Source organism: Bradyrhizobium sp. B039 (assembly GCF_038965675.1).
In the GTDB taxonomy this organism is placed as follows: Bacteria; Pseudomonadota; Alphaproteobacteria; order Rhizobiales; family Xanthobacteraceae; genus Bradyrhizobium; species Bradyrhizobium diazoefficiens.
On record NZ_CP152416.1, the window covers coordinates 53117 to 79485 of the forward strand.

General features: G+C 65.5%; 20 protein-coding genes and 1 riboswitch. Of the genes, 7 read left to right on the forward strand and 13 right to left on the reverse strand.

The window, feature by feature from the left end; all coding sequences use genetic code 11:
- The first annotated feature begins 159 nt into the window (after window positions 1-159).
- Complete coding sequence (locus tag AAFG50_RS00270; RefSeq protein WP_028174968.1) at window positions 160-1440, forward strand: PQQ-dependent sugar dehydrogenase; 1281 nt, start codon at window positions 160-162, stop codon at window positions 1438-1440.
- Window positions 1441-1629: 189 nt separating this feature from the next.
- Window positions 1630-2223 (forward strand): c-type cytochrome, encoded by a 594-nt coding sequence (locus AAFG50_RS00275; RefSeq protein WP_028174967.1) that lies wholly within the window; start codon window positions 1630-1632, stop codon window positions 2221-2223.
- Window positions 2224-2412: 189 nt separating this feature from the next.
- Here the strand turns inward: AAFG50_RS00275 and panE are convergent, their stop codons facing one another.
- The 4 genes from panE to AAFG50_RS00295 all read right to left on the reverse strand — a co-directional run bounded on the left by panE (window position 2413) and on the right by AAFG50_RS00295 (window position 6293).
- On the reverse strand, window positions 2413-3336 hold the full coding sequence (panE, locus tag AAFG50_RS00280; protein ID WP_011083418.1) for a 2-dehydropantoate 2-reductase: 924 nt from the start codon (window positions 3334-3336) through the stop codon (window positions 2413-2415).
- 203 nt (window positions 3337-3539) lie between these two features.
- Entirely contained in the window at window positions 3540-4148 is a 609-nt protein-coding gene (locus AAFG50_RS00285; RefSeq protein WP_028174966.1) for a 2-hydroxychromene-2-carboxylate isomerase, read from the reverse strand.
- 108 nt (window positions 4149-4256) lie between these two features.
- Entirely contained in the window at window positions 4257-5606 is a 1350-nt protein-coding gene (locus tag AAFG50_RS00290; protein ID WP_028174965.1) for an MATE family efflux transporter, read from the reverse strand.
- A 90-nt stretch (window positions 5607-5696) separates the two neighbouring features.
- Window positions 5697-6293, reverse strand: coding sequence for a DUF2239 family protein (locus tag AAFG50_RS00295; RefSeq protein WP_074076449.1), 597 nt, complete (start codon window positions 6291-6293; stop codon window positions 5697-5699).
- Between the two features lie 149 nt (window positions 6294-6442).
- Here AAFG50_RS00295 and AAFG50_RS00300 point away from each other — a divergent pair, with 149 nt between their 5' ends.
- Window positions 6443-7108, forward strand: coding sequence for a glutathione S-transferase (locus AAFG50_RS00300; RefSeq protein WP_011083414.1), 666 nt, complete (start codon window positions 6443-6445; stop codon window positions 7106-7108).
- A 135-nt stretch (window positions 7109-7243) separates the two neighbouring features.
- On the opposite strand, the gene AAFG50_RS00305 is transcribed toward AAFG50_RS00300, so the two are convergent.
- Both AAFG50_RS00305 and ggt read right to left on the reverse strand, forming a co-directional pair.
- Window positions 7244-8539 (reverse strand): MFS transporter, encoded by a 1296-nt coding sequence (locus tag AAFG50_RS00305; protein ID WP_028174963.1) that lies wholly within the window; start codon window positions 8537-8539, stop codon window positions 7244-7246.
- Between the two features lie 97 nt (window positions 8540-8636).
- The gene (gene ggt / locus AAFG50_RS00310; protein WP_074076448.1) at window positions 8637-10388 is read right to left on the reverse strand and encodes a gamma-glutamyltransferase; all 1752 of its coding nucleotides are present in this window, start codon (window positions 10386-10388) and stop codon (window positions 8637-8639) included.
- A gap of 98 nt (window positions 10389-10486) precedes the next feature.
- Between ggt and AAFG50_RS00315 the strand changes: the two genes are divergently transcribed.
- On the forward strand, window positions 10487-11872 hold the full coding sequence (locus tag AAFG50_RS00315; RefSeq protein ID WP_028174961.1) for an MFS transporter: 1386 nt from the start codon (window positions 10487-10489) through the stop codon (window positions 11870-11872).
- A gap of 128 nt (window positions 11873-12000) precedes the next feature.
- On the opposite strand, the gene purH is transcribed toward AAFG50_RS00315, so the two are convergent.
- From purH to AAFG50_RS00330, 3 genes are all read right to left on the reverse strand, one after another.
- Entirely contained in the window at window positions 12001-13593 is a 1593-nt protein-coding gene (gene purH, locus AAFG50_RS00320) for a bifunctional phosphoribosylaminoimidazolecarboxamide formyltransferase/IMP cyclohydrolase (protein WP_028174960.1), read from the reverse strand.
- A 25-nt stretch (window positions 13594-13618) separates the two neighbouring features.
- Window positions 13619-13701, reverse strand: a riboswitch (ZMP/ZTP riboswitch).
- Between the two features lie 59 nt (window positions 13702-13760).
- Window positions 13761-15479: a heparinase II/III family protein gene (locus tag AAFG50_RS00325; RefSeq protein WP_028174959.1), complete on the reverse strand. Its 1719-nt coding sequence runs from the start codon at window positions 15477-15479 to the stop codon at window positions 13761-13763.
- A 159-nt stretch (window positions 15480-15638) separates the two neighbouring features.
- Entirely contained in the window at window positions 15639-16985 is a 1347-nt protein-coding gene (locus AAFG50_RS00330; protein ID WP_028174958.1) for a transcription antitermination factor NusB, read from the reverse strand.
- 189 nt (window positions 16986-17174) lie between these two features.
- Between AAFG50_RS00330 and AAFG50_RS00335 the strand changes: the two genes are divergently transcribed.
- A complete protein-coding gene (locus AAFG50_RS00335; protein WP_028174957.1) occupies window positions 17175-17384 on the forward strand; it encodes a DUF1674 domain-containing protein in 210 nt (69 codons plus the stop codon).
- 48 nt (window positions 17385-17432) lie between these two features.
- On the opposite strand, the gene AAFG50_RS00340 is transcribed toward AAFG50_RS00335, so the two are convergent.
- The gene (locus AAFG50_RS00340; RefSeq protein ID WP_028174956.1) at window positions 17433-18863 is read right to left on the reverse strand and encodes an FAD/NAD(P)-binding domain-containing protein; all 1431 of its coding nucleotides are present in this window, start codon (window positions 18861-18863) and stop codon (window positions 17433-17435) included.
- Window positions 18864-19004: 141 nt separating this feature from the next.
- Window positions 19005-21035: a methyl-accepting chemotaxis protein gene (locus AAFG50_RS00345; RefSeq protein ID WP_028174955.1), complete on the reverse strand. Its 2031-nt coding sequence runs from the start codon at window positions 21033-21035 to the stop codon at window positions 19005-19007.
- 233 nt (window positions 21036-21268) lie between these two features.
- Between AAFG50_RS00345 and AAFG50_RS00350 the strand changes: the two genes are divergently transcribed.
- Entirely contained in the window at window positions 21269-21853 is a 585-nt protein-coding gene (locus tag AAFG50_RS00350; RefSeq protein ID WP_039186434.1) for a thermonuclease family protein, read from the forward strand.
- A 53-nt stretch (window positions 21854-21906) separates the two neighbouring features.
- On the opposite strand, the gene AAFG50_RS00355 is transcribed toward AAFG50_RS00350, so the two are convergent.
- Complete coding sequence (locus tag AAFG50_RS00355) at window positions 21907-22422, reverse strand: L,D-transpeptidase (RefSeq protein WP_011083403.1); 516 nt, start codon at window positions 22420-22422, stop codon at window positions 21907-21909.
- A 432-nt stretch (window positions 22423-22854) separates the two neighbouring features.
- Entirely contained in the window at window positions 22855-24801 is a 1947-nt protein-coding gene (gene acs, locus AAFG50_RS00360; protein ID WP_342714114.1) for an acetate--CoA ligase, read from the reverse strand.
- A gap of 390 nt (window positions 24802-25191) precedes the next feature.
- On the opposite strand from acs, the gene AAFG50_RS00365 reads away from it, so the two are divergent.
- On the forward strand, window positions 25192-26361 hold the full coding sequence (locus AAFG50_RS00365; protein WP_028174952.1) for a DNA topoisomerase IB: 1170 nt from the start codon (window positions 25192-25194) through the stop codon (window positions 26359-26361).
- Window positions 26362-26369: the final 8 nt, after the last annotated feature.

The window sequence follows — 26369 nt, forward strand, 5'->3', positions numbered from 1 at the left end:
TTATTGAGCGCAACCGCAGTGCACGCGGCGCGCTTCTCACCGCTCGCAGATGTGCTAACCTTTTTGCGTCTGTCGCCTCGACAGGCTCCAAACTTCGCCTCTCGACTAGCAAAACAAAATAACGTGCAGCCCTGACGGCTGCCTTAGGGGAGTGACGCGATGAAATTCCATCAATCCGTCTTTCAATCCGTCCTGGCGCTTGCAGCGGTTGCGCTTCTCGCGGGGACCAGCGCCGGCAATGCGCAACAGCAGGACAAGAACAAGCCGCTGAAGAAATACGAATCCGGCACCAAGGAGTTCTGGACCCATCCGCCGGATGACTGGTTCCTGGGCGACGAGACCGAGGCGCAGAAGGGCCTCGCGCCGCCGTCGGGTCCACCGACCGGTGCGTCGGAGGCCGAGCTCGCGGCGATGATGAAGAAGATCAAGCTGCCTGCCGGCTTCAAGATCGAGGTCTATGCACCCGGCGTTCTCGCCGCGCGGCAGATGGCCTGGGGTGACAAGGGCACGCTGTTCGTCGGCTCGTTCGGCCTCGGCAACGTCTATGCCATCAAGGACAACAACGGCAAGAAAGAGGTCAAGACCATCCTGAAGGGGCTGAACATGCCCACCGGTCTCGCCTTCAAGGACGGCGCGCTCTACGTCATCGCGGTCGACAAGCTGATCCGCTACGACAACGCGGAAGCCAATCTGGACAAGCTCGGCGACGGCAAGGTCGTCTATGACGACATGCCCTCCTATGCCGCGCATGGCTGGAAGTACATCGCAGTCGACAAGGAAGGCTGGTTCTACCTGCCGTTCGGACCGCCCTTCAACGTCGGCGTTCCCCCGACCAGCGTCTCGCAGATCCGCCGCGTCGATCCCAAGACCGGCAACGCCGAAATCTATGCGCTCGGCGTTCGCAACTCGGTCGGCGGCGACGTCGATCCGCGTACCGGCAAGTACTGGTTCACCGAGAACGCGCGCGACTGGATCAGCGACGATCTGCCCAGCGACAAGCTGAACATGATCTCGAAGATGGGCGAGCATTTCGGCTATCCCTATTGCCACCAGGGTGACCTGCCCGATCCGAAGTTCGCGATGGGTCACAAGTGCTCCGAGTTCACGCCGCCCGTGCTGAATCTCGGCGCGCACGTCGCTCCGCTCGGCATGAAGTTCTACACCGGCGATCAATTCCCCGCCGAGTACAAGAACAACATCCTGATCGCCGAACACGGCTCCTGGAATCGCCACAAATACCAGGGCGGCCGCATCATGCGCGTGATCGTCGGGCCCGACGGCAAGAATGCCAAGCAGGAGGTGTTCGCCTCCGGCTGGATCGAGGGTGACCAGGGCTATCTCGGCCGTCCCAACGACATCATCCTCGCCAAGGACGGTTCGATCCTCGTCGCCGACGACTGGGCCGGTGCGATCTATCGCATCAGCTACAGCAAGAAGTAGCGCGCGGGCGAATCAAAGGCTGCGGTGGGCATGAGGCGGCCGCAGCCTTTTTCGTGAATGACCGTCGTTCCGGATTGCGCGCCCTTGCGCGCAAGTCCGGAACCCATAACCACGACTGGTGGTTATGGATTCCGGGCTCGTGCTTCGCACGCCCCGGAATGACAATCTCGATAGATCGGAATCCCCATCATGCGCCGGCAGTTCATCTCGCACGCAATCAGCGCGATTGCGCTTGTCACGCTGGGCTTCTGCCCGGCCGATGCCGCCGACACTGCCGCCGGCAAGGCCAAGGCTGAGGTCTGCGCCGGCTGTCACGGCGAGAACGGTATCTCGCAGACCGAGAACATCCCCTCGCTCGCGGGCCAGCCCGATCAATTCCTGCAATGGCAGCTGGTTTTCTTCCGCGCCGGCTCGCGCAAGAACGAGCAGATGCAGCCGATCGTCGAAGAGATCAACAACGAGGACATCCGCAATCTAGGGGCTTACTTCTCGCAGCTCGCGCCGCCGAAGGGGCCGGAAGATCAGGATCCCGATCTGTCGAAGAAAGGCACACAAGTCGCGGCCGGTCGCCGCTGTGCCTCATGCCACACGGACACTTACGCGGGCACCAAGGCCGTCGCGCGCCTCGCCGGCCAGCGCGAGGAATATCTCGTGAAGGCGCTGCACGACTACAAGGCCGGCCAGCGCGTCGGCGGCGGCGTCGCCGCGATGGCCGATGTCGCCTACGCGATGAGCGAAGAAGAGATTACGGCGGTCGCGCATTATCTGGCGCATCTGCAGTAGCTCCACACTCCGCCGTCATCCCGGACAAGCGCGCCCCAAGCGCGCGCAGATCCGGGATCCATAACCACAGAAAGATGTGGTTATGGGGACTCGGAGTGACGACGTCGCGTACGATGTATTCTCGTGGTTATGGGTCCCGGATCTGCGCTTACGCTTGTCCGGGACGACACCCGAGTGTGTAGCGGGCCGCTACCCCGCCCGCTGCTTCTCATACGCCTTCAAATGCGTATAGGCGATGCGCAGCTTCGGCAGCGGCACCTTGGCGGCATCGCCGCGTGCGATGAGATCGCCGACGACGTGATCGGCCTCGACCGGCAGGCCGGCCTTGATGTCGCGGAACATCGAGGCGGTCATCGGCGAGCCCTCGGTGGTGAGGTTGCCCTTCACCCGCTCGAAGAACGGGCCTCCTGGCGGATAGCCTGACGCGGTGGCAATCTCACTGGTCTCATCGAGTATGCCGAGCAGGAAATCCCTGCCGCCGGGGGCGGCGAGGATGTTGCCGACGGAGGCGCGCATCAGGCTGGTGGAGGCCGCGAGCGAGGAGAGGAACACCCACTTCTCCCACATGTCCTGCATGATGTTCTGGCTGGCGGTGGCCCCAACGATGCCGCTCTTGAAGGCTTCGTCGATCGCCCGGACCCGGTCGGACAGCTTGCCGTCGCGCTCGCCGTAGCTGATCGCCTGCATCGGCTGGAGCTGCACCACCTCGCGCTTCTCGCTCAAGGTCGCTGCGATGGCGCAGAGCCCGCCGAGCACGCGCTCCTTGCCGAACCTGGCATCCAACGTATCGAGATGCTTCATGCCATTCAGCATCGGAATGATCGCCGTATCAGGCCCGACCGCCGCCGCGAACGACTTGATGGCATCGTCGAGATCGAACGCCTTGCAGCTCAGGAGCACGACGTCGAACTTGTCCTTCAGCTTGTCGGCCTCGACCGTCGGTGGAGCCTTCAGCGTCACGTCGCCGTTCGGGCTCTTGATGACGAGGCCGGCGCTCGCAAGCTCGCCGGCGCGCCGCGGCCGGACCAGGAAGGTGACGTCGCGGCCGGCCTGCAACAGCCTGCCACCAAAATAGCCGCCGATGGCGCCGGCGCCGACCACGAGGATGCGCATGGGATTGTCCTTTTTTCTTTTTGCTGTCGTCCTGGCCTAGTTGCGCAATTGCGCACGGGAGCCAGGACCCATTACCCCGACTGCATGTTGTCGGACAAGTTGGAGCCCCAGCTCGTCACATCAATAACCTTTGGCGGCTATGGGTCCTGGCCTTCGCCAGGACGACGTCGGGGAGATTGCTAGCTTTCCGCGCGATGAGGGAATCACTTTCCCGATACCATCTCCTCGACCTCGCGCAGCTGCTCCTTGCCAAAAAACATCTCGTTGCCCACGAAAAAGGTCGGCGAGCCGAACGCGCCGCGCGCGACCGCCTCTTCGGTGTTCTTGATCAGCTTGCCCTTGACCTCGGGCTCCTGGGCGCGGGCGAACAGCTTTTGCGCATCGAGGCCGGAGGATGCCAGCGCCTTCGCCGCGATTTCCGGGTCGTCCATCTTCTTCGGCTCGCGCCACATGTGGTGGAAGGCGGCCTCGACGTATTTCTCGAACACGCCCTCGAGCTGCGCCGCGATCGCGGCGCGCATCAGGTTCAGCGTGTTGACGGGGAAGTGCGGATTCCAGACATAGGGCTGAACCTTGAAGCGCTTGATGAAGCGCTCGGTCTCGACCGCCTGGAATTCACGCTTGTTCTTGACGCCGGCGAGCGTCTCGGCCGGCGACTTGTTGTTGGTCGACTTGAAGATGCCGCCGAGCAGGATCGGCACATACTCGAATTTGACGCCGATGCGCTGCTCGATCGCCGGGATCGCCAGATGGCTGAGATAGGCGTTCGGGCTGCCGAAATCGAACAGGAATTGCGGGGCTGTGCGGGTCAAAATCGTTCTCCCTGACCTGACTTTTGATCTGGCTTTTCGTCCATTCTGGCGCAGCGCGCGCCACAGGTCCACCGTTTAATGATGGTCATAATACCTTGATGATCCGGCTCAGATCAGACGCCGGATCGTCCGCTTGCGCCACACCAGGAGGTAATAGCCCATCTGCAAAACGAACATGGCGCAGAACACGATCGGATAGGCGGCCCATACGCCCTTCAGGCCAATCGTGCGGCTCAGGATGACCGCGGCCGGCAGCTCGATCGCGAGAATCGCGAAGATCGAAAGCAGCATCGGCGTCAGCGCCACGCCGGCGGCGCGCATGGCGCCGGAAAACACCGTTGCCAGGCCGAACGGCACCGAGCTCCACAAGGCGATGGTGAGCAACTCCTTCGCCAGATCGAGCACGGCGCCATCGGTGATGAAGATGCCGAGCACGGCGCGTGGCGCGAGATAGATCAACGCCACGAGGCCGCCGGTCAGGACGAGGTTGAACGCGAGGCCTGTGCGAACGATGCCGTCGAGCCGGCCCCTGTCGCCGCCGCCGACGGCCTGCGCGCCGAGGATCGAGACTGTGATCGAGATCGACATCGCCGTGAACTGCGTATAGCCCATCACCTGGTTGACGGCGCCATAGGCCGCGGTGGCGTCGGAGCCAAAGCCGTTGACGAGGCCGAGCAGCACCAGCTCGGCGATCGCCATCACCACCATGCCGATCGCGCTCGGCAATCCGATGCCGAGGACCTTGCCGAGCACCGCGCCGTTGAGCCGCAGATGACGCAGCAGCGCGGCATCGGGAGCAAGCGCATGTTTCTTCCGCAGCAAATAGAGGGCCAGCACGATCAGCGTCGCAATGTTGGCGATCGCGGCAGCCCATGCCGGGCTGGTGATGCCGGCCGCCGGCAATCCGAACGCGCCGCGGATCAGCATTGGCGTCAGGATCAGGCCGATCGCGGTCGACAGCGCCAGCGCCAGCAGAGGCGTGAGCCCATCGCCGACACCGCGGATCATCGCCGTCATCAGCAGGAAGACGAAACCGAGCGGCATCGTGAGCAGCATGACGCGCGCATAAGCGCTGGCCTGGTCGAGAATGTCCGTGGGCGTCGCAAGTGCCATCATCAATGGCCGGCTGAACAACCCGCCGACCAGTGCAATCGAGATCGAGAGCAGCAGGCCGACCGCGAGCGTCGTGCCAACAACGATTTTGATCCGGCCATGTTCACCGGCGCCAAACGCGTGGCCGATCAGCACCGTGGCGCCGGTGCTCAAGCCCATGACGAAGGCGAACAGAAAGAACATCACCGGAAAGAACGCCGAGACCGCCGCGAGCGCGTCGACGCCGATCATCTGGCCGAGATAGACGTTGCTGACGGTGCCGAACAGCGATTGCAGCGCGTTGCTCAGCATCAGGGGCGCGAGGAAGCGCAGGAATGTTGTCCAGAGTGGCGTGGCGGCGGACATGGATTTGCCTTTCATCAGGGCGTGCGAAGCCGTTGCCGCGCGAGGCGCGGCTTGGGCCGTCGATAGGGTTGAGGGAAAGCGCCGCGCGGTTTACGCGCGGTCGCTGTAGGCGAGCTTGACGATGTGGTCGCGGATATCAGTCGGCCAGTCGGCGATCAGCCCGGTGAAGCGCCGCCGGTCATCCGCGAACAATGCCCGCGAAGCTTCCTCGAACTGCGGCAGGTTGCCCGCCATGGTCGACATGAAGTGATAGGCCGCATCGCGCGCCTGCCGCTCTCGGTCCTTGTCGCCACTGGCACGCCGTGCCTCGTCGACGAGTTTCCGCAGCGCGACCGAGGCGCCGCCCGGCTGCGCGTTGAGCCATTCCCAGTGCCGCGGCAGCAGCGTTACCTCGCGCGCGACCACGCCGAGCTTCGGCCGGCCGCGCCCGCGCGGCTCGCTCGGTGGTGCGGTCTCCTCAACCGGAGGCGGGACAAGCTTCGCGACCCGCGCCAGCACCTCGCGATCGCCGCCGCGCAGATCGAAGTCGATCGATCGGCCCGTGGCGTCCTCGAAGATGATGATGGGCTCGTCCGGCGTGGGCATGATCCGCTTGACGACCAGTGCGACCTCTCCGGCCGACCCGGACGCCAGGCGGCGCTGGCCCTGGAAGGCCGTGAATGTCCTCTGCATTGAAATCATTGCCATATCCCGATGACGTTGATCATTTAATACCCGGGTAAATTATCGGCGTCAATATACCCGGGTTAAAATATCCGTCCGGATGGCTCGACATTGCGTTCCCGGGCTGGCACGTACGCGGCGAACAGACCACGCCTAGCCTGGGGATCCCGCCGATGCTGACCGTCCATCACCTCAACAATTCCCGCTCGCAGCGCGTGCTGTGGCTGCTCGAGGAGTTGGGCGTGCCCTACGAGATCGCGCGTTATCAGCGCCAGCCCGACATGCGCGCGCCGAAGGAGCTGCGCGCGATCCATCCGCTCGGCAAGTCGCCCGTCATCACCGACAACGGCAACACCATCGCCGAGTCAGGCGCGATCATCGAATATCTCATCGCCACCTACGGCAACGGCCGACTGATCCCGCCGCCGAACACGCCGGAGCGACTGCGCTTCACCTACTGGCTGCACTATGCGGAAGGCTCGGCGATGCAGCCGCTGCTGCTCAAGCTGCTGTTCACGCTGATGCCGAAGCGTGCGCCGGCGCTGCTTCGTCCGCTGGTGCGCAAGGTCTCGAACCAGGCGCTTACCGCGCTGGTCAATCCGCAGCTCAAGCAGCACATGGATTACTGGGAAGGCGAGCTTGCGAAGAGCGAGTGGTTCGCCGGCAACGAGTTCACCGCAGCCGACATCCAGATGAGCTTTCCGCTCGAAGCCGCGCAAGCGCGCGGCGGGCTGGAGCAGGGCCATCCCAGGGCGATGGCGTTCCTGGAGCGCATCCATGCGCGGCCGGCCTACGCCAGAGCGCTGGAAAAAGGCGGGCCGTACCAGGTGGGGCGGTAAGCCCACTCTCCCGTCATTCCGGGGCGGTGCGCAGCACCGAACCCGGAATCTCGCGCCACAATCTCGAGATCCTCAGGTGCGCAATTGCGCACCATAGTCCGGCTCTTCGAGCCGCCCCGGGATGACGCCGAGTAGTCAATCCGCGTGCAGCACGCGACCGCGCGTCTCCGGCAGCGCGAAGGCGGCGATGAAGAACAGCGCGTAGGCTACCACCGCAAACATCGCGATTGCGTTCGCAAGCGACGTCGTCGCCGACAGCGCACCGACGAGGAACGGAAACAGCGCGCCGATGCCGCGGCCGAAATTGTAGCAAAAGCCCTGGCCGGAGCCGCGCAGCCGCGTCGGATAGAGCTCAGTCAGGAACGCGCCGATCCCCGAGAAATAGCCCGAGGCGAAAAAGCCGAGTGGGAAGCCAAGCACCCACAGGATCTCGTTGGTCAGCGGCAGCTGCGTATAGAGCAGCACCACGGCCATGGCCCCGAGCGAGAAGATCAGAAACAGATTGCGCCGCCCGATCCGGTCGGCGAGCCAAGCGCCGGTGAGATAGCCGATGAAGGAGCCGATGATCAGCGTCGAGAGATATCCGGTCGAGCCGACGATCGACAGATGCCGCTCCTTGGTCAGGAACTGCGGTACCCAGAAGGTGACGGCGTAGTAGCCGCCCTGACAACCCGTCGCCATCAGCGACGCCAGGATCGTGGTCTTCACCATCGGGAAGGTGAAGATCTCCCAAAGCTTCGGATGACTGCCCGTTTCCGCATGCCTGGCACGGGCCTCGGCTGCGATCTCCGGCTCGGTGACGGAACGGCGGATGTAGAACACCAAGAGCGCCGGCAGCGCGCCGATCACGAACATCCAGCGCCAGGCCGTCTCGGCCGGCAGAAGCGAGAACAGGATCGCCTGCGAGAGCACGGCGAGACCCCAGCCGACCGCCCAGCCCGACTGCACCGAGCCGACCGCGCGCCCGCGATATTGCGGCCGGATCGCCTCGCCCATCAGCACGGCGCCCGCCGCCCATTCGCCGCCGAAGCCGAGGCCGAGCACGGCGCGTGCAATCAGGAGCTGGTCGAAATTCTGCACGACGGCACAGACCAGCGAGAAGAACGAGAACCAGATGATGGTGATCTGGAGCGTCCTGACTCGTCCGATATGGTCGGAGAGGTAGCCGCCGAGCCAGCCGCCGATCGCAGAGGCCAGCAGCGTCACGGTGCCGGCGAGACCCGCCGAGGCCGCATCGACCTTCCACAGCGCGATGATGGTGCCGATCACCAGCGGATAGATCATGAAGTCCATGCCGTCGAGCGCCCAGCCCGCCGCGCAGGCCCAGAACGTCCGCCGCTCCGGCGCGTTCATGTCGCGATAGAAGGCGAGAAGGCTGGTGTCCTCGATCTCGGCGCGTTCGATGCGCTGGTTCGGATCGGCTGTGGTCATGTGTGTTTCCCCGGCAGTTTCTTGAAGTTGCGCGGTGGTAGCACGCGCAGCAGCGGGCGCAAGCCGGCGCCCGCTTCCGTGCCATGCGGCGGACGAGTTACTGCCCTGCCGCCTCTGCGCCGCGTGTGCGCGGATCGGGTGCGCCGAGGGGGCCATTCGGTGTCACCGCGATCGAATTGGCGGAAGTCTGTCCCATCGGCTCGACGATGGGATGGTCCATCGCCTTCAGCTCGAACAGGACATCGTCGGGAAAGCCGCGCTCGACGCGCACCTCGTCCGGCAGCCATTGATGGTGCAGCCGCGGTGTGGCAACGGCGGCGGCCACATCCATTTTGTAATCGAGCACGTTCACGATCACCTGGAGCACGGTGGAGATGATCCGGCTGCCGCCGGGCGAACCCGTCACCAGCACCGGCTTGCCGTCCTTCAGCACGATGGTCGGCGACATCGACGACAACGGTCGCTTGCCGGGCCCTGGCAGGTTGGCCTCGAAGCCGACAAGGCCGTAGGCGTTGGACGCGCCGACCGCCGCGGTGAAATCGTCGAGCTCGTTGTTGAGCAGCACGCCGGTGCCCTCGGCGACGAGACCGACGCCATAGCTGAAGTTCAGCGTGTATGTGTTGCTGACGGCGTTGCCGCGGCTGTCAACGACGGAGAAATGCGTGGTGTTGCTGCCTTCGCGCGGCGAGGCGGCGGCGGACACCAGCTGCTTCGACGGCGTGGCGCGGCTGGTGGAGATGCCCGCGCGCAGCTTGGCGGCGTAGTCCTTTGCCGTGAGGGTCTCGATCGGCGCGTTGACGAAGGCGGGATCGCCGAGATAGCGCGCGCGGTCCGCATAGGCGCGCTTCATGGCCTCGATCAGGAGATGCAGCGATGCGGGCGATCCCTGCTTGAGATCGGCAAGCTGAAAGCCTTCGAGGATATTGAGGGTCTCCACCAGCACCACGCCGCCGGAGGAAGGCAGCGGCATCGACACGATGTCGTAGCCGCGATAAGTGCCGCGCACCGGCGTGCGGATCACCGCCTGATAGGTCTTCAGATCGGCTGGCGTCATGATGCCGCCCGCCTCGGACACGGCCTTGGCGAGTTTGTCCGCGACCGCGCCCTCATAGAAGCCGCGTGGTCCCTGCGCGGCGACGGCCGCCAGCGTATCGGCAAGGTCGCCCTGCACCAGCCTGTCGCCGTCACTGAGCGGCGCGCCATCGGGGCGCGAGAAGATCCTGGCCGCCGAAGGCCAGCGTGTCAGCCGCCGGTGCCAGCCCGGGAGCGTGTCGGCGATGTCGTCGCTGACGACGAAGCCGTCGCGGGCGAGCGCGATCGCAGGCTCGAGCAATTGCGCCAGCGTGAACTGGCCCGAGCCATATTTTTCCAATGCCAGGGCAAGGCCTGCGACGGTTCCGGGCACGCCGATGCCGAGCGCGGAATCGCGCGACTTCGCAATGTCGGGCTTGCCGTCGGGGCCGAGGAAGATTTGCGGCGTGGTCGCTGCCGGCGCGGTCTCGCGATAGTCGATCGCGATGTCCTCGTTGCGCTCGGCGGAATGGATCATCATGAAGCCGCCGCCGCCGATATTGCCGGCGCGCGGATAGGTCACCGCCATCGCAAAGCCGGTCGCGACCGCGGCATCGACGGCATTGCCGCCGCGTCGCAGGATATCGGCGCCGACCTGCGCCGATATCTTTTCCTGCGCCACCACCATGCCGTGCTCGGCTGCAACGGCATGCACCGTGTCGAGCGCCGGCGGGACATAGCCCCGCCGCGCATCCTGCGCGGTCGCAGATGCCAGACCAAGCGCCAGAGTGGCCAGGAAGGCGAAAAATGTCCGCCGGGTCGAAAATGACGACATCATCAAATTTCCGCCGGGTCCTCGGGACAGTTCACACGCGTCGCTTATGCTATACGGTTTGCCCCAAGACAGGCAAAACTGTTCGTGATGAGGACTGCGTGATGACGACGATCGCCTCGGATGCGCGCATGGCCGGCGTGCTGCGGACCTATCCGCCGCGCGCCGCTGTCATCAGCTGGATCTTTTTCGACTGGGCTGCGCAGCCTTATTTCACGCTGATCACGACCTTCGTGTTCGCGCCCTATTTCGCCACCAGCATCGCGCCAGATGCTGCCACAGGCCAATCGCTGTGGGGCTTTGCGATGGCGGCTGCGGGCCTCGCCATCGCGCTGATGTCGCCGGTGCTGGGGGCCATCGCGGATGCCTCGGGCCGCAGGAAACCATGGATCGCGGGGTTCGGCACGCTGCTGGTGCTGGCGTCCTGCTCGCTGTGGATCGGCAAGCCCGGCGATCCCTCAGTCATTCCGCCCCTGCTCACCGCGGTCGCGCTCGCCAGCGTCGGCGCGGAATTCGCCACCCTCTTCAACAACGCGATGATGCCGACCCTGGTGCCGCCCGAGCGAATCGGCCGGCTCTCCGGCACCGGCTGGGCCACGGGGTACATCGGCGGCATCGTCAGCCTGATCATCGTGCTCGGCTTGCTCGCTGCGAATCCCGAGACCGGACGCACGCTGCTCGGCTTTGCGCCGCTGTTCGGGCTCGATCCGGCCAGCCATCAGGGAGATCGCGCCGCCGGACCGCTGACCGGGGTGTGGTTCATCATCTTCGTGACCCCGATGTTCCTGTTCACGCCGGACTATCCGGCGAAGCGGCCGGTGCGCGAGGCGCTACGCAAAGGCCTGTCGGAGCTGAAGCAATCGATCAGGAGTTTGCCGCAGCAGAAATCGCTCGCGGCGTTCCTGCTCGCCAACATGATCTACACCGACGGCCTGGTGTCGCTGTTCGCATTCGGCGGCATCTACGCCGCCGGCACCTTCGGCTGGCACACGATCCAGATAGGCACCTTCGGAATCATGCTCGCCATCGCCGGCGCGTTCGGCGCCTGGCTCGGCGGCAAGCTCGACGATCATCTCGGGCCGAAGCGCGTCATCGCCGGCAGCATGCTGATTCTGCTGCTGTCGGTGGCGGCGATCCTTCTGGTCGACAAGGACAGCGTGCTGTTCGTCAAGGTCGCGGCCCCCCAGCCGGGCGCTCCCCTGTTCTCGAGCGCGGCCGAACGCGCCTATCTCGTGCTGGGCTGCCTGATCGGCGCCGCCGGCGGTCCGCTTCAGGCTGCCTCGCGCACGTTGCTGATCCGCCTCGCGCCAAAGGATCGCATCGCGCAGTATTTCGGCCTGTTCGCGCTGACCGGGAAAGTGACGTCCTTCATCGGCCCACTGCTGATCGGCATGATCACGGCGGTGACGGCCAGCCAGAAGGCCGGCATGGCCGTGCTGGTGGTGTTCTTCGTCGCGGGACTGGGGCTGTTGATGCGGGTGCGGGAGTAGCTTCCCGCCGTCATTCCGGGGCATCGCGGAGCGATGAACCCGGAATCCAGAAGTTGTCGCGCGAGATTCTCAGGTGCGCAATTGCGCACCAGAGTTCGCGCTGCGCGCGCCCCGGAATGACGGCGAAATCAGTGCCTGAAATGCCGCGTTCCCGTGAACACCATGGCGATGCCGTGCTCGTCGGCGGCCTTGATCACCTCGTCGTCGCGCATGGAGCCGCCGGGCTGCACAACGGCGGTAGCGCCGGCCTCGATGCAGGCGAGCATGCCGTCGGCGAACGGGAAGAACGCATCCGAGGCCACCACCGAGCCCTTGGTGAGCGGCTCGGCGAGCTTCAGCTCAGCCGCCGCATCCTGCGCCTTGCGCGCCGCGATGCGGGCTGAATCGACCCGGCTCATCTGGCCCGCGCCGATGCCGACGGTAGCGAGATCCTTGGCGTAGATGATGGTGTTGGACTTGACGTGCTTGGCCACCCGGAACGCGAACTTGAGGTCGCGCATCTCGGCGTCCGTGGGCGCACGCTTGGTCACCACCTTGAACGTCATGTCGTCGACCACGGCGTTGTCGCGGCTCTGCACGAGCAGGCCGCCGGCCACCGTCTTGGCGGTGAGGCCCGGCGCGCGCGGGTCGGGCAGGCTGCCCGCGAGCAGCAGGCGGAGGTTCTTGCGCGCGCCGATGATCGCGATCGCTTCCTCGCTGGCGTCGGGCGCGATGATCACCTCGGTGAAGATCTTCGTGATCTCGCGCGCGGTGTCGGCGTCGAGCGCGCGGTTCATCGCGATGATGCCGCCGAACGCCGAGGTCGAATCGCAGGCGAGCGCTTTGCGATAGGCGCTGACGAGGTCGGAGCCCTCAGCGACGCCGCAGGGATTGGCGTGCTTGACGATGACGCAGGCCGCGGTGCGCTTGGCGTCAAACTCGCCGATGCACTCGTATGCCGCATCGGTGTCGTTGATGTTGTTGTAGGAGAGCTCCTTGCCCTGCAGCTGCCGTGCGGTCGAGACGCCCGGGCGCTTGTCGGGAGTCGCATAGAATGCCGCGGTCTGGTGCGGGTTCTCGCCGTAGCGCAGCGACTGGATCAATTTGCCGCCGAAGGCGCGGAAATCAGGTGCGTCGATCTCGAGCTGCCGGTTGAACCAGTTCGAGATCGCGGCGTCGTAGGCCGCGGTGCGCGCATAGGCCTTCGCGGCAAGCCGCCGGCGCAGCTTCAGCGTGGTTGCGCCCTTGTTGGCGGCGAGCTCGTCGAGCACCGCCTTGTAGTCCTCGGCCTCGACCACCACGGCGACGTCGTCATGGTTCTTGGCGGCGGCGCGGATCATCGCGGGGCCGCCGATGTCGATGTTCTCGATGCAATCCTCGAAGCCCGCGCCTTTGTCTACGGTCGCCTCGAACGGATAGAGATTGACGACGAGCAGATCGATCGGCGCGATGCCGTGCGCCTTCATCGCATCCGCATGGTCCTTGTTGTCGCGGATCGCGAGCAGGCCGCCATGCACCTTCGGATGAAGCGTCTTGACGCGGCCGTCCATCATCTCGGGGAAGCCGGTCAGCTCGGAAACGTCCTTCACCTTGAGGCCGGCCGCGGCGATCGCCTTGGCGGTGCCGCCGGTCGAAACCAGTTCGACGTCATGGGCGGCAAGCGCCTTGGCGAATTCGATCAGGCCGGTCTTGTCGGAGACGGAAAGCAGGGCACGGGTGACGCGGCGGGGATGGTCAGTCATGAGCAAGATCCTCTGTCTTAAGGAGTGTCTATGCCCAGGCGCGCGGCGTCTTAAGTCCCGCGCTTCCCGATGGTGCTCCATCCAAGGTCGCCAGTCGCGCGAGCGAGCGCTCGATAGCAGCTTTCGGCCGTTTTCACAACGATGAGATGGGGCCGAATCGTGCGCATTTACAGCGGAAGTTCCGGCTCGCGGCGGGCGTTGCGGCGGGCATTGGTGACAGCGGGCGAAGCGGTGGAGCGGACAAAGCTCCAGCGGAGCGAGGGCGCCTGGCGGGCATCCTGCCGGACCACGATCTGCGCGGTGCGGCGCGGGCCGTCATTGCCGGCCAGGAACACGCTGTCCTCGAGATCGACCTTGTCGTCGAGCGCCTCGAAGGTCCAGACGTCGCGGTTCGGCAGCACCAGCATGACGCCGCGGGCATCCGACAGCCGGCTCGCCTTCACCGCCGGATGCAGATGGAAGCGGACCGCGAAATCGGCATCCGCACCCTTGAAACGTCCGCCTTGCGGCGGCGACAGCGTGTCCTCGCCGTCGATGCGCGCGCCGTCATTGGCGATCATCAGGACGCGGCGATGGATCGCGCCGAATTTGGCGAGATAGCCGTCATGCGACGTCGTGAGCAGCGTGCCGTTCTGAACGACCTCGCGATAGCTCTCGACCTCGACCGGGCCGCTGGTGACGGGCGAGCCATGCAACAGCCGCTTCATCGCCGACATCTCCACGAACTGGCATGAAGAGGTGTCGTGATAGGTCAGCGTCGAATGCGCCGCCGTGCTGCGCGCGAACGGCCGCCAATTGTCGCGGCCCGTGGTCGGCATCCCGCAATTGGTGACGATGCGGCTGATGCCGGAGGACAATTCGAACGACAGGCAGCCGGCATGGGCGTCGTGGCTGACGCCGGCCGGCGGTGGCGGCCCGGTGTCGATGATCAGTGTGGTCTGGCCGGCATCGAGGCGCTGGAAGCCGGTATGCGGCATGTTCGCCATTGGCGCGCCGTGGGTGTCGTCATAGGCGAGCAGCGTGGCGAGCAGGTCCGAGGGCGTTGCGCTCATGCCGTTGAACAGCGCGAAATTGCCGTCGCCGTGCCGAAAGAAGCGCAGCATCGGCATCATGCGGTCGATCGCGTTGAGCAGCGCCGGCGGCGGCGCGATGTTGCGCGCGGCAAAGGTCTGCCGCAGCGGCAAGAGGTCGATCAGGAGCTCGATCAGCGCGCCCGGATTGCGGGAGATGTGTCCGCCGTCGGGCAGGATCTGCCGCTGCAACTCGTCCGAAAGTTTTTTCGAGGCGCTGCGGATATGGCGCGCCTGGTTGGCGAGGCAGAGTGTCGTGTAGCACAGCGCGATCAGCACCTGGAGCTTCGGCACCCCGTCCGGGATGTTGACCATGGTGTAGCGCAGGAAGCGGATCTCGCGGGCCAGCGCGCGCAGATAGCGGCGGTAGAATTTGTTGTCGGTGTCGTTGAGCACCAGGGGCGCCTGCGACAGCAGCGAGATCACGCGCCGCGCCAGCACGTCGGCGCGCCGCGCGACGGGGCGGCGCTTGTTGGCGGGGTTGGCGATCCAGTCCTCGACCAGCGCGCGCGCATTGGCGCGCGTCAGTGCGGTGTCGGCGGCGCGCAGATGGCGCAGCCAGCCGAAGCCGAGCAGCGCAACCTCCCAATCCTCCGACGGCGGCTCGAGATCGAAGATCGAGCGGCCGTGGCAATTGACGATCTTGCCGGCGAAGACGAAGCGGCCGGCATAGATCTCGGCGGCGCGGGTCGCGTCCGCGGTGCGCAGATCATGCGGTGCGATGATCAGGCGGTCGGTGCGGCCGGGCCAGACCCGTGACAGCGCAACGGAGCCGCCGCTCGCGCGCGCGAGCATGTTCCGCGCGAAGCGGTTCATCACCAGCGTCGAGATACGTCTGCGTTGAGCGACCGACACGCCTTGCCTTGAAGGGGGAGAGGAGGATTCCGACGAATCCTTATTAATCCCAAAATCGACCGTCTGACACCACCTTGAACGGTGGGAATCAACGCCGAGGTTGCAAAAACCAGTGCAAAATCAGGATTTAACGAGCCGGGCTGCAAAGAATCCGTCGAGCCCGCCGAGCTTGGGATCGGCGTTCGGCAGATGGCTGGGCAGGGTGCGCAGGTCGCCCTCGGCAGTGATGATCTCGGAGAGCCCTGAGACCTCCGACGCCTCGATCGGGACGCGGCGAAGCGCAGGCTCTGCGGCCAGCAGCGTGGCGATGGCCTGTTCGCCCTCTTCGGGTTCCAGCGAACAGGTGCAGTAGACCAGCGTCCCGCCCGGCTTGAGCAGCGAGACCGATTTTCGCAGCAGCCGCTGCTGGAGCGCGGTCAGGGCGGCGATGTCGGACTCCTGTCGCAGCCAGGCCACGTCGGGATGACGGCGGATCGTGCCGGTCGAGGTGCAGGGCGCGTCGATCAGGATACCGTCAAAACCTTCGGCGGGGCCGGCCCATTCCGCGGCGTCAGCGACAACGGTCTCGGCCTGGAGCGACAGCCGCGCCAGATTCTCGCGCAGCCGTGCGACCCGGGCGGGCGAGCGGTCGATCGCCGTGACATGCGCGCCGGCGTGCGCCAGTTGCGCGGTCTTGCCGCCGGGGGCGGCGCAGAGATCGGCAATGGACTTGCCCTTGATGTCGCCGAACAGCCGGGCCGGCAATGCGGCGGCGGCATCCTGCACCCACCATTGTCCCTCGGCGAAGCCGGGCAGCATGGTCACCGAGCCGTGCAGCAGCATCCGCACCGTCCCCGTCGGCAGCGTCTCGCCGTGCAGGCGGCTCGCCCATTGTTCGGCGTCCGACTTCACGGTCAGATCGAGTGACGGCTCATGGCCGAGCGCCAGCGCCATGTCTCTTGCGGCGGCCTCGCCATAATGTGCGCGCCAGCGCGCCAGCAGCCATGGCGGCAGGTCCAGCGATTGCGTGGCGACTTCCTCGACCAGCGCCTGGCCCTCGCGCGCACAGCGGCGCAGCACGGCGTTGACGAGGCCGGCATAGCGCGCGGCGCGCCGGTCGGATTGCACGAGGCGGACGGAGAGATCGACGGCGGCATGATCGGGCACGTCCATCCAGAGGATCTGGGCGGCGCCGATCAGCAGCGCGCTCTGCGCGCGCGGTGCTTCGGAGGGAATGCCCTTGTCGAGCAGGCGGGACAGCACATGGCCGAGCGTGCCGAGCCGGCGCAGCACGGTCGCGACCAGGCGGCGCATCAGCGCGCGGTCGCGGTCGGCCAGCGTCTTCAGTCCGGGATGGGCGCCGCTGCCGTCGAGCTGGTCGTCAAGCGTGCGGTGCTTGTGCAGCACGCCGTCGACGATGTCGGCGGCAATCCGCCGCGCCGCGAGACCAGGCACTTCGGATGGTGGGGCGAAACGTTGAGATGGCATGCGGAAGCAAGGTTCTGAGCGAGCGGCAGTTCCGCCGATATGGGCGCATGCCTTGAGAAAGCGATCTCTGGCACGCGAATATGCCAAATGTAAGAATCGCTTCCGGCTTTTTCAGCCCTTTGGGCCCGATTTCAGGAATGCGTTATTGGACGTCGCATTGCGGCTCGTCCTGCGCTAGAAGACCTGGCGATGAGTGACCAGCCACCCGTTTCCGATCGCAAGCCGCTGTCGCCGGCAGCCCAGCGCGCGCTGGCCGAGGCCGAGGCGCGCCGACAGGCTGCGGCGGTCCAGGCCGAGGACGACGCCAAGGCGACGCCGAAGGAATTGCAGGGGCCGAAGGGACCCGAGCCGACCCGCTACGGCGATTGGGAGCGCAAGGGCATCGCTTCCGACTTCTGAGCCGTCAGCCGGATCGGTCGACGATGCGGGCAAGGCTCGTCCCGGCCGCTAGAGATAATGGTGCTCCTGGGCGCGGCGCAGGTTGATGTCGACCGCGGCGGCGTAGAAGTGCGTCCCCTTGGTCGGGCCACCGACCGCGTACACGTTCGGATGAGCTGTGCCGTGGCGGTCGTGGACACGGCCGTCGTCGTAGCCGCAGCGAATCCCGCCGAGTGCGTCGAACGCGATGAGCCCCTGCCGCTGCATGTCCTGATAGAGCGGGCTCGAGTCCAGCCGGTAGGACGGTCCTGTCGCGTCGATGACGTAATTGACGTCGTGACGATCGCCGTCGCCGAGGATCGCGCGAAATCGGCCGCCGGTTCCGGTCACGTTGCGCAGCCGGGCGCGGGCCGAGAGCCTGCCCGAGCGCATCAGGTCGCGGATACGGATTGCGTTCTCCAGCGGCATCGCCGAACGATTGCGGAGCCAGCCGGAATTGTAGACGTCCATGAAGCGCATCTTCTCGACATCGCGCATCCGGCTCCAGGCATCGCACATCACGTCGATGACACTGACGAGATAGGAGTAGACGCTGGGCTCGCCGGACTCGGCGCGCCCGATGCTGTGCTCGAGATCGGCCAGCGCGTCGCCGCCGACGTTGCGGCAAGACAGATCGCAGCGAATTCCGGTGGTCTCCAGCAGCAGTTCGGAAAGGCGGGCGGCAAAGGCGTCCGCTTCGATTCGCTCACGGCTGGCCACATAGCGATGCAGGGCGTCGCGGAAGTCATCTGCGGTGGCGGGAAGCGTCACCGGCTGCACCGTCGGAAACAGGCCGCTTCTGGACAAGCAGGTCATCCTGACGGCCGGGTGGGTTTTGGCCAGCGCCGCCGCGGTGTCGACCGCGCTGAGCCCGCTTCCGAGGATGCCGACCTCGACGCCGTCGCGATCGGCGAAGGTGAATTGGGCGTAGGGGTCGCGAATGTAGTTCGGGTTTGCGGCCAGGCCGTAATGGTCGTCGGGCGCGTTGTGACCGGTACAGAGGATCAGCACGGACGAGATATGCGTGATGTTGCGGTCGGTCGTCAGCAGGACATCGCGATCCGGCGAGAGCCGCATGCGGACAATTTCGGCCTGTTCGGCATGAACGGGCACACCGGCGCTGCGGCATTGCGCGATCGCGGCCAGTCGCACGGCGTCGAGGTAGTCCCGATAGACCATCCGCGGCAGGTGCTTGTTGCCGTGGCAGGAGAGGCCGCGGGCTCGAAGCCAGCGCAGAAACTCTTCCGCGTCGCCCGGACGGATCGACATCGTCGACGCCTTCATGTTGAGCAGATGGCGGTCGCTCTGCGTGCGATAGGCAACGCCGCCATCGAAACCGGACTTGTCGAAGAGCTGAATTCCGCTGATCGTGCCGTTGTCTCGCCCTGATGCCACGAGCTCCGCCAGATGACGCAAGATCGTGATGCCGGTTGCGCCACCGCCGACAATGCTGATGATCATCGCTCAATCCCCCAGTTTATATGTTTGACCCAGGCGCGAGCGGGGGCTCGGCGTGGGGGTCTCCCAAAGCCGTTGATTGTTCGTCACATGAGAATGATGGCTTGCGACCGGCCTCGGGCCGGCCGCAGGAGGTGCGGGTCCTCAGGCGGCCCGCACCGTATCGAGGAATTTCGCGACCTCGTGCTTGAGGCGGCCACTCTCGGTCGAGAGTGAGCGCGCGGATGCCAGCACCTGCGTCGACGCCGAACCGGTGGCGCCGGCGCCATGACTGACCTGGGCGATCTTGTCGGCGACCTCGACCGTTCCCTTGGCCGCTTCGCTGACATTGCGTGCGATCTCGGCCGTCGCAGCCCCCTGCTCCTCGATGGTGGCGGCAATGGTGGTCGAGATGTCCGAAATCCTGGAGATGGTCGTGCCGATCTCCTTGATGGCACCGACGGAGTCTTCCGTCGCCGTCTGCATGTCGGCGATCTGTGCGCCGATCTCGTCGGTTGCCCGCGCGGTCTGGGCTGCGAGCGCCTTGACCTCGCTCGCCACCACGGCAAATCCGCGGCCCGACTCGCCGGCGCGCGCCGCTTCGATGGTGGCGTTCAAGGCCAGCAGGTTGGTCTGCTCCGCAATTGCGGTGATCAATTTGACGACGTCGCCGATCCGGCCCGCGGCCTTGAGCAATTCATTGATCCGGAGGTCGGTACGCTCGGCCTGCCGCACCGCTTCGCCGGCGATGCGGCTGGAATCATGGACCTGGCGGCCGATCTCGACGACCGATGCGCTCATCTCCTCGGCGGCGGACGCCACGGCTCCGACATTGGCAGAGGCTTCTTCGGAGGCCGCGGCCACCATTCCGGAAAGCTGCTCGGTCTCTTCCGCTGTCCCCGACAGCGTGCCGGCGGCGGATTCGAGCTGCTGCGAGGCGACCGAAACCGAATTGATGATGCCGCCGACCGCATCCTCGAACGCACCGGCCAGCCGGATCATCTCCTGCTTGCGCTGCGCGGCGGCTGCGGCCTCCTGATCCTTCTGGTCGGCCTCCATCTGCTCGATGCGGATCAGGTTGTCCCTGAACGTGCGGGCCGCGCGAGCGTTGTCGCCGACTTCGTCACCGCGGGCGGTGTAGGGAATCTCGACGGCCTTGTTGCCGCCGGCGAGTTGCAGCAGCACGTCGCCGATGCGACGGATCGGCCGGGCGATGCTCAGCACGGAAAACAGAGCCGAGCCGGCCAGGACTAGGATCACGAGGACACCGACGGCCAGGCTGACCTGGGTCGCCTGCTCCAGCGCGGTCACGAGCTGGCTCTGCCGCAGAGCCATATATTCGTTGTTGGCGGCGACCAGCTTGTCGACGCGCGTTGTGATTTCCTTGGCGGCCGGAAGCACCCGCTCGTCGAAAATGCGCCTCCTGGCTTCCTCCGCCTTGATGGCTGCGCCGGTTGCCGCCTTGTAGCGTCCGGCGAGCGCGGCGAGCGCGTCGACACCGTCGGCGATATTCTTGTCGCCGGCGGACTGACGGACCTGTTTCAGAACGCGGATCATGGCGTCGGCGCGTTCGGCGATGCGGTCCTTCTGCACGGCGTCGCCGGTCGCCGTGAAATGCCAGTCGGCCGCGCTGACCGCCTTGAACAAGGCGTCGGCTTCGCGCAACGCGACCTCGATGTTGAGCCGGTTCTGCGATGCGGCGATTGCGGGCGACGCCAACAGGGTCTCGAGGGCCTTGTTCCAGGCCTCCTCGATCTGGCTTGCCGCGGCGAATTCGGCGACGGCGGTGCCACGAGCCTCGCCGAGATCGTTGCCGGCCTTCAAAGAGGCGTCGAGCAGGATCTTCACCTCGCGACAAAGCTCTTTGGCTTCGGCACGCTTGGACCGTTCCAATGCGGCGTCTATTTCGGTCGTGGCACCGGCGATGGAGCCACGCAATGTTTCGAGATGTTTGGCGAGACCGTCGGCGGAGGATGCGGATCCGATTTCCGCTATGGCGAGGCGTGCCCGGGTCACTGCGAGTTCGGTGCCCTGGGCGTTGGCCTTGTTCGCGGTGTTGATGACCACCAGCCGGCTCAGGTCCGCGATCTGCTCGTTGCGAATGAGCTGGTTGGCGAGCATGCCGCCGACGAGAAGGACACCCGCACTCGCGGTCAATCCCAGTTTTGTACCGATGCGAACCTTGAACGATGCCATGCTTACCGCTCCCCACACGCAAACCGAGTACTCCGCCCTATTACTAAACAGCGCGTGAATCTTAAACTCCGTACAACTACAGGAGGTATCGAACGGAGAGCGTTTGGAACAGCGCGCCGCGCATAGGTACGATTCTTCGTCGGGCAACGATCGGGGCGATCAGGCGATCACCGATCAGCCCGGGTGCCGATCGTGCCTTGCCGGTTTCCCCGACTCAGTCCTAGCGTGAGTTGATGCGCTTCCACGATCGCCCCAATGCCTATCGGCCGCAGTTCGGCGGTTCGCCGTTCGGCCGCCGCTTCGCGGGCCTGTTGCCGTGGATGTTCGTGGTCGGCGTCGCGGCGGCGATCGTGCTCACCTTCCGGCACGGAGCGCCCGTTCCGCATGGAGCCGACGGTCGGTCGCAAGATACCGAGATCATCCTCCAGCAATCCGGCAATTCCGCTAGCCGTCAGCCCGTCGACGTCATCCGCACCATCGACGGCGACACTTTTCTCGCGCGCGTGCATCAGCAGGGCGGCCGCGATCTCGTCGTGCGCGTGCGCCTGCGCGGCATCGATGCGCCGGAGATGAAAGCGTCCTGCCAGGAGGAACTGGACAAGGCTGAAGCCGCCACCGACGCGCTGCGCAACCTGCTCGGCCAGGGCGGCGTCACGATCACCAATCTCGGCCCCGACAAGTACGGGCGTGTTCTTGCCGACGTCGCGACCAAACGCACGGCCAACGTCTCGGCCGTGCTGCTCGCGGGTGGTTATGCGCGCAGCTACAATGGCGGCCATCGCGACGGCTGGTGCGCGCGGGGGTGGCGCTTCTGGTAACAAAAAAGCCGCGTCGAGGACGCGGCTCTTTCAATTCTCTCCGATCCCGGTGATCAGCGTGTCACGACCACCGTCGTGCCGACAGAGACGCGGCTGTAGAGATCGGTGATGTCGTCGTTGAGCATGCGGATGCAGCCATAGGAGACGAAGCCGCCGACCGAGCCCGGCACGTTGGTGCCGTGGATCGCATATTCGCCGCCGGCGAGCGTCATCGCCGCAACGCCCATCGGGTTGCGCGGCGAGCCGCCGGGAATGACGTCGGGAAGCTGCGGCTTGTCGCGCTTCACCTCGGCGGGCGGCGACCAGGCCGGATTGCGGTATTTGCCGTCGATACGGGTCGTGCCGGCCCACTGCTTGCCGGACTTGCCGACGCCGACCGGGTAGCGCACGGCGTGGCCGTCATCGAGAATGAGATAGAGCCGCCGCTCGTTGGTCTTGACCACGATGGTGCCCGGCGAATAGTCGGCCAGGTGCGTCCCCACCATTTCCGGCCGCGCCTCCGCCGCCGTTGACATCAATATCCCTGCCCCGATGGTGGCGGCCAGCGCCACAGCAATCCTCATCGCCATCAATGCTTCCCCTTGCCCCGTACGGGTCGTCCAAATCTACGCAGAACCCGGCAATCGCCGCCTTGCCCAGACATTCTTAACCGCGCCTGTTAACCGGATGGTTTCTACGCGCGGCCGCCGAGGGCCAGCCAGCAGGGGGAACAAAGGAAATGTTCGAAATAAAGTAAATGACCGGAAAACAACACTCGGCGGGAAAGATACGGCCATGCCGGCAAGCGCCCTGACAAGAGCGTGAGGGTGTGAACCGCTGTTGTTTCGGGGGGCGACAGAGTGCGGAGCGAGGTTTGGTCGCGTGTCCCGGACAAGGCGCGGCGCGAAGTGACGAGGCGCAGAGCCGGGACCCAGTTCTTTGCGTGTGGACAGTTGGGCCCCGGCTCTGCAGCGCACCGCTGAAGTGCGCGCTGCGCTGCGTCCGGGGCACGAGACCTTGGCTTACGCCGACTTCTTGTTCTGCCGGTTCTTGACGAGGTCGTCGACCACGGCGGGATCGGCCAGGGTCGAGGTGTCGCCCAGGCTGCCCGGCTCGTCCTCGGCGATCTTGCGCAGGATGCGGCGCATGATCTTGCCGGACCGGGTCTTGGGCAGGCCCGGCGCGAACTGGATCTGGTCGGGCGAGGCGATCGGGCCGATCTCCTTGCGCACCCAGGTCACGAGCTCTTTGCGCAGATCCTCGGTCGGCTGGACGCCGGCCATCAGGGTGACATAGGCGTAGATGCCCTGGCCCTTGATGTCGTGCGGGAAGCCGACAACGGCAGCTTCCGACACCTTCTCATGCGCAACCAGCGCGCTCTCGACCTCCGCGGTGCCCATGCGGTGGCCGGAGACGTTGATGACGTCGTCGACGCGGCCGGTGATCCAGTAATAGCCGTCGGCGTCGCGCCGGCAGCCGTCGCCCGTAAAATACTTGCCCTTGTAGGTCGAGAAATAGGTCTGCTCGAACCGCGCGTGATCGCCATAGACCGTGCGCATCATGCCCGGCCAGGCCCGGGTGAGACAGAGATTGCCGGTGGTCTCGCCTTCCAGAACCTTGCCGTCGGCATCCACGATCTCCGGCACCACGCCGAAGAAGGGCTGCGTCGCCGAGCCCGGCTTCAGCTTAGTGGCGCCCGGCAGCGGCGTGATCAGGATGCCGCCGGTCTCGGTCTGCCACCAGGTATCGACGATCGGGCAGCGGTCCTCGCCGACGACGCGGTGATACCACTCCCAGGCTTCCGGATTGATGGGCTCGCCGACCGAGCCGAGCAGGCGCAGCGAGGCGCGCGAGGTCTTCTTCACCGGCTCGTCGCCACCCTGCATCAGCGCGCGGATCGCGGTCGGCGCGGTGTAGAAGGTATTGACCTTGTGCTTGTCGATGACGTTCCAGAAGCGGGAATTGTCCGGATAATTCGGCACGCCCTCGAACATCAGCGTGGTCGCGCCGTTGGCGAGCGGCCCGTAGAGAATGTAGCTGTGGCCCGTGACCCAGCCGACGTCGGCGGTGCACCAGTAGATGTCGCCGTCGTGATAGTCGAAGACGTATTGATGCGTCATCGCGGCATAGACGAGATAGCCGGCGGAGGTGTGCAGCACGCCCTTGGGCTGGCCGGTCGAGCCGGAGGTATAGAGGATGAACAGCGGATCCTCGGCCTGCATGTGCTCGACCGGGCATTCCGTCGTCACCATCGCCGCCGCCTCGTGATACCAGAGGTCGCGGGTCGGGTTCATGTCGATCTTGCCGCCGGTGCGCTTGACCACGACGACCCAGTCGACGCCGTCGGCCTTGGCGAGCGCCGCGTCGACATTGGCCTTCAGCGGCACCTTCTTGCCGCCGCGCAGGCCTTCGTCGGCGGTGATGATCACCTTGGACTGGCAGTCGTTGATGCGCTGGGCGAGGCTGTCGGGCGAGAAGCCCGCGAACACCACGGAGTGGATCGCGCCGATCCGCGCGCAGGCCAGCATCGCGTAGGCCGCTTCCGGAATCATCGGCAGGTAGATGGTGACGCGGTCGCCCTTCTTGACGTTGCGGGTACGCAGGATGTTGGCCATCCGGCAGACCTCGTCGTGGAGTTCTTTGTAGGTGATGTGGCGGGACTGCGAGGGATCGTCACCTTCCCAGATGATTGCGGTCTGGTTGGCGCGCTTGTGCAGATGACGGTCGATGCAGTTATGGGCGACGTTGAGGACGCCGTCCTCGAACCATTTGATCGAGACGTTGCCCGGCGCGAAGGAGACGTTCTCGATTTTCGTCGGCGCCTTCATCCAGTCGATGCGCTTGGCCTGTTCGGCCCAGAAACCGTTCGGGTCCGAGATCGAGCGGGCGTACATTTCCTTGTACTTGGCTTGGTCGACCCAGGCGCGCTTTGCCCATTCCGCCGGCACGTCGTAAATCTTCTCGGACATATTTCCCTCCACATGCGGCAAGCTCAGGCAATGCCGACATCAATCATTGGGCTGATTATGCGTCGGGCTAACCGGACCCGACAAGGTGCACAAGCTGGACCTTCGGCGAGCGGCCCGCCATGCGAAGGATCAAGGTGCGCAGGCCGGCTGTCGCAAATCTGAAACAGGCCGGTCGGCGCCTTTCGGCTCTTTACCCAGATCCCCGGAACAGGCCCGCGCAGAGCCCCATGCGCCGCTCGGAGGTATTTGGGAACCGTCTCTCACTGATTCGGGACTCGCAATACGGTTCGGAACACCCTAAATGGCCAACCCGGGTCCAAAGAGACCCCTAGGAACAAAAATCAGAACAGCGGCATTGACCGGTAACAGGCAGGGCTAAGGCGTAACACTATGATGGATCAGCAGAATCTCGGGACGATGCGGCCCGCTTCAGCCGATCCTGCAGCTGTTGCGCTGGCCAAGGCCCTGGGACAATGGCCGAAACCGGCCGCATCAGCGCGTCTCAGCCCGAAAAAGGTCTTCGACACGGCGCCCGCGGCGACGGTCGAGGCGCTGGCCAGGGAGCTGGGCCTGCGGCTCGGCGACCAGAACGAGCTGACCATCCGCCGCATCAAGCGCGGCAAGGGCTATTCCTTCGTCCGTCCCAACGGCGCGCATATCCGCGACGCCCGCACCATCCGCCGGCTGCACGCCATGGCGGTGCCGCCGGCCTATCGCGAGGTGCGCTACTCGGCCGATCCGAGCACGCATCTCCAGGCCGTGGGACGCGATGCCGCGGGCCGGCTGCAATACCGCTATCACGCCGACTGGGAGAAGGTCCGCGAGCACCGCAAGGCGCATCGCCTGGAGAAGCTCGTCGGCGCGCTGCCAAAGATCCGGCGCAAGGTGTCGGCGTTCCTGTCGGGTGACGAGCCGACACGCGAATTCGCGCTCTCGGCCGTGATCGAATTGATCGCGCGCACCGCGATCCGTCCCGGCAACGAATCCTATGCCCGCCTCAACGGAACCCGCGGCGCGACCACGCTGCTGAAGTCGAACGTGACGCTGGAAGACGATTGCTTCGTGCTGACCTTCAAGGCGAAGGGCGGCAAGGCGGTGCGGAAGGAGTGCGACGCGGCCAAGCTGGTGCGCGCCATCGGCATCCTGCGCGGCGTTCCCGGCAAACGCATGTTCCAGTATCGCGATGCCTACGGCATCGTGCGCGCGGTCAACACCACGCAGGTGAACGCGTTTTTGCGCGAGATCGCCGGCATCAAGATTTCGCTGAAGGATTTTCGCACCCTGATGGCCTCCGCCGTCGTGGTGGAATCGCTGTCGCGGATCACGCCGGCGACCAGCCAGCGCGGCCGCAAGAAGCAGGTGCTGGACGCGATCCGTGCCGCGGCCGACAAGCTCTCCAACACGCCGGCGATCTGCCGCAAGAGCTATGTCCACGACACCATCGTCACCGCCTTCGAGGACGGCATTCTCGAGCGTTTCGCCGCGACCATGAAGGGCCAGCGCTCGCAGGCGAGGCGCGAGCAGCTTCTGGCGCAGGTGGTCGCGACCGCGGCGGTGTAACGACCCCA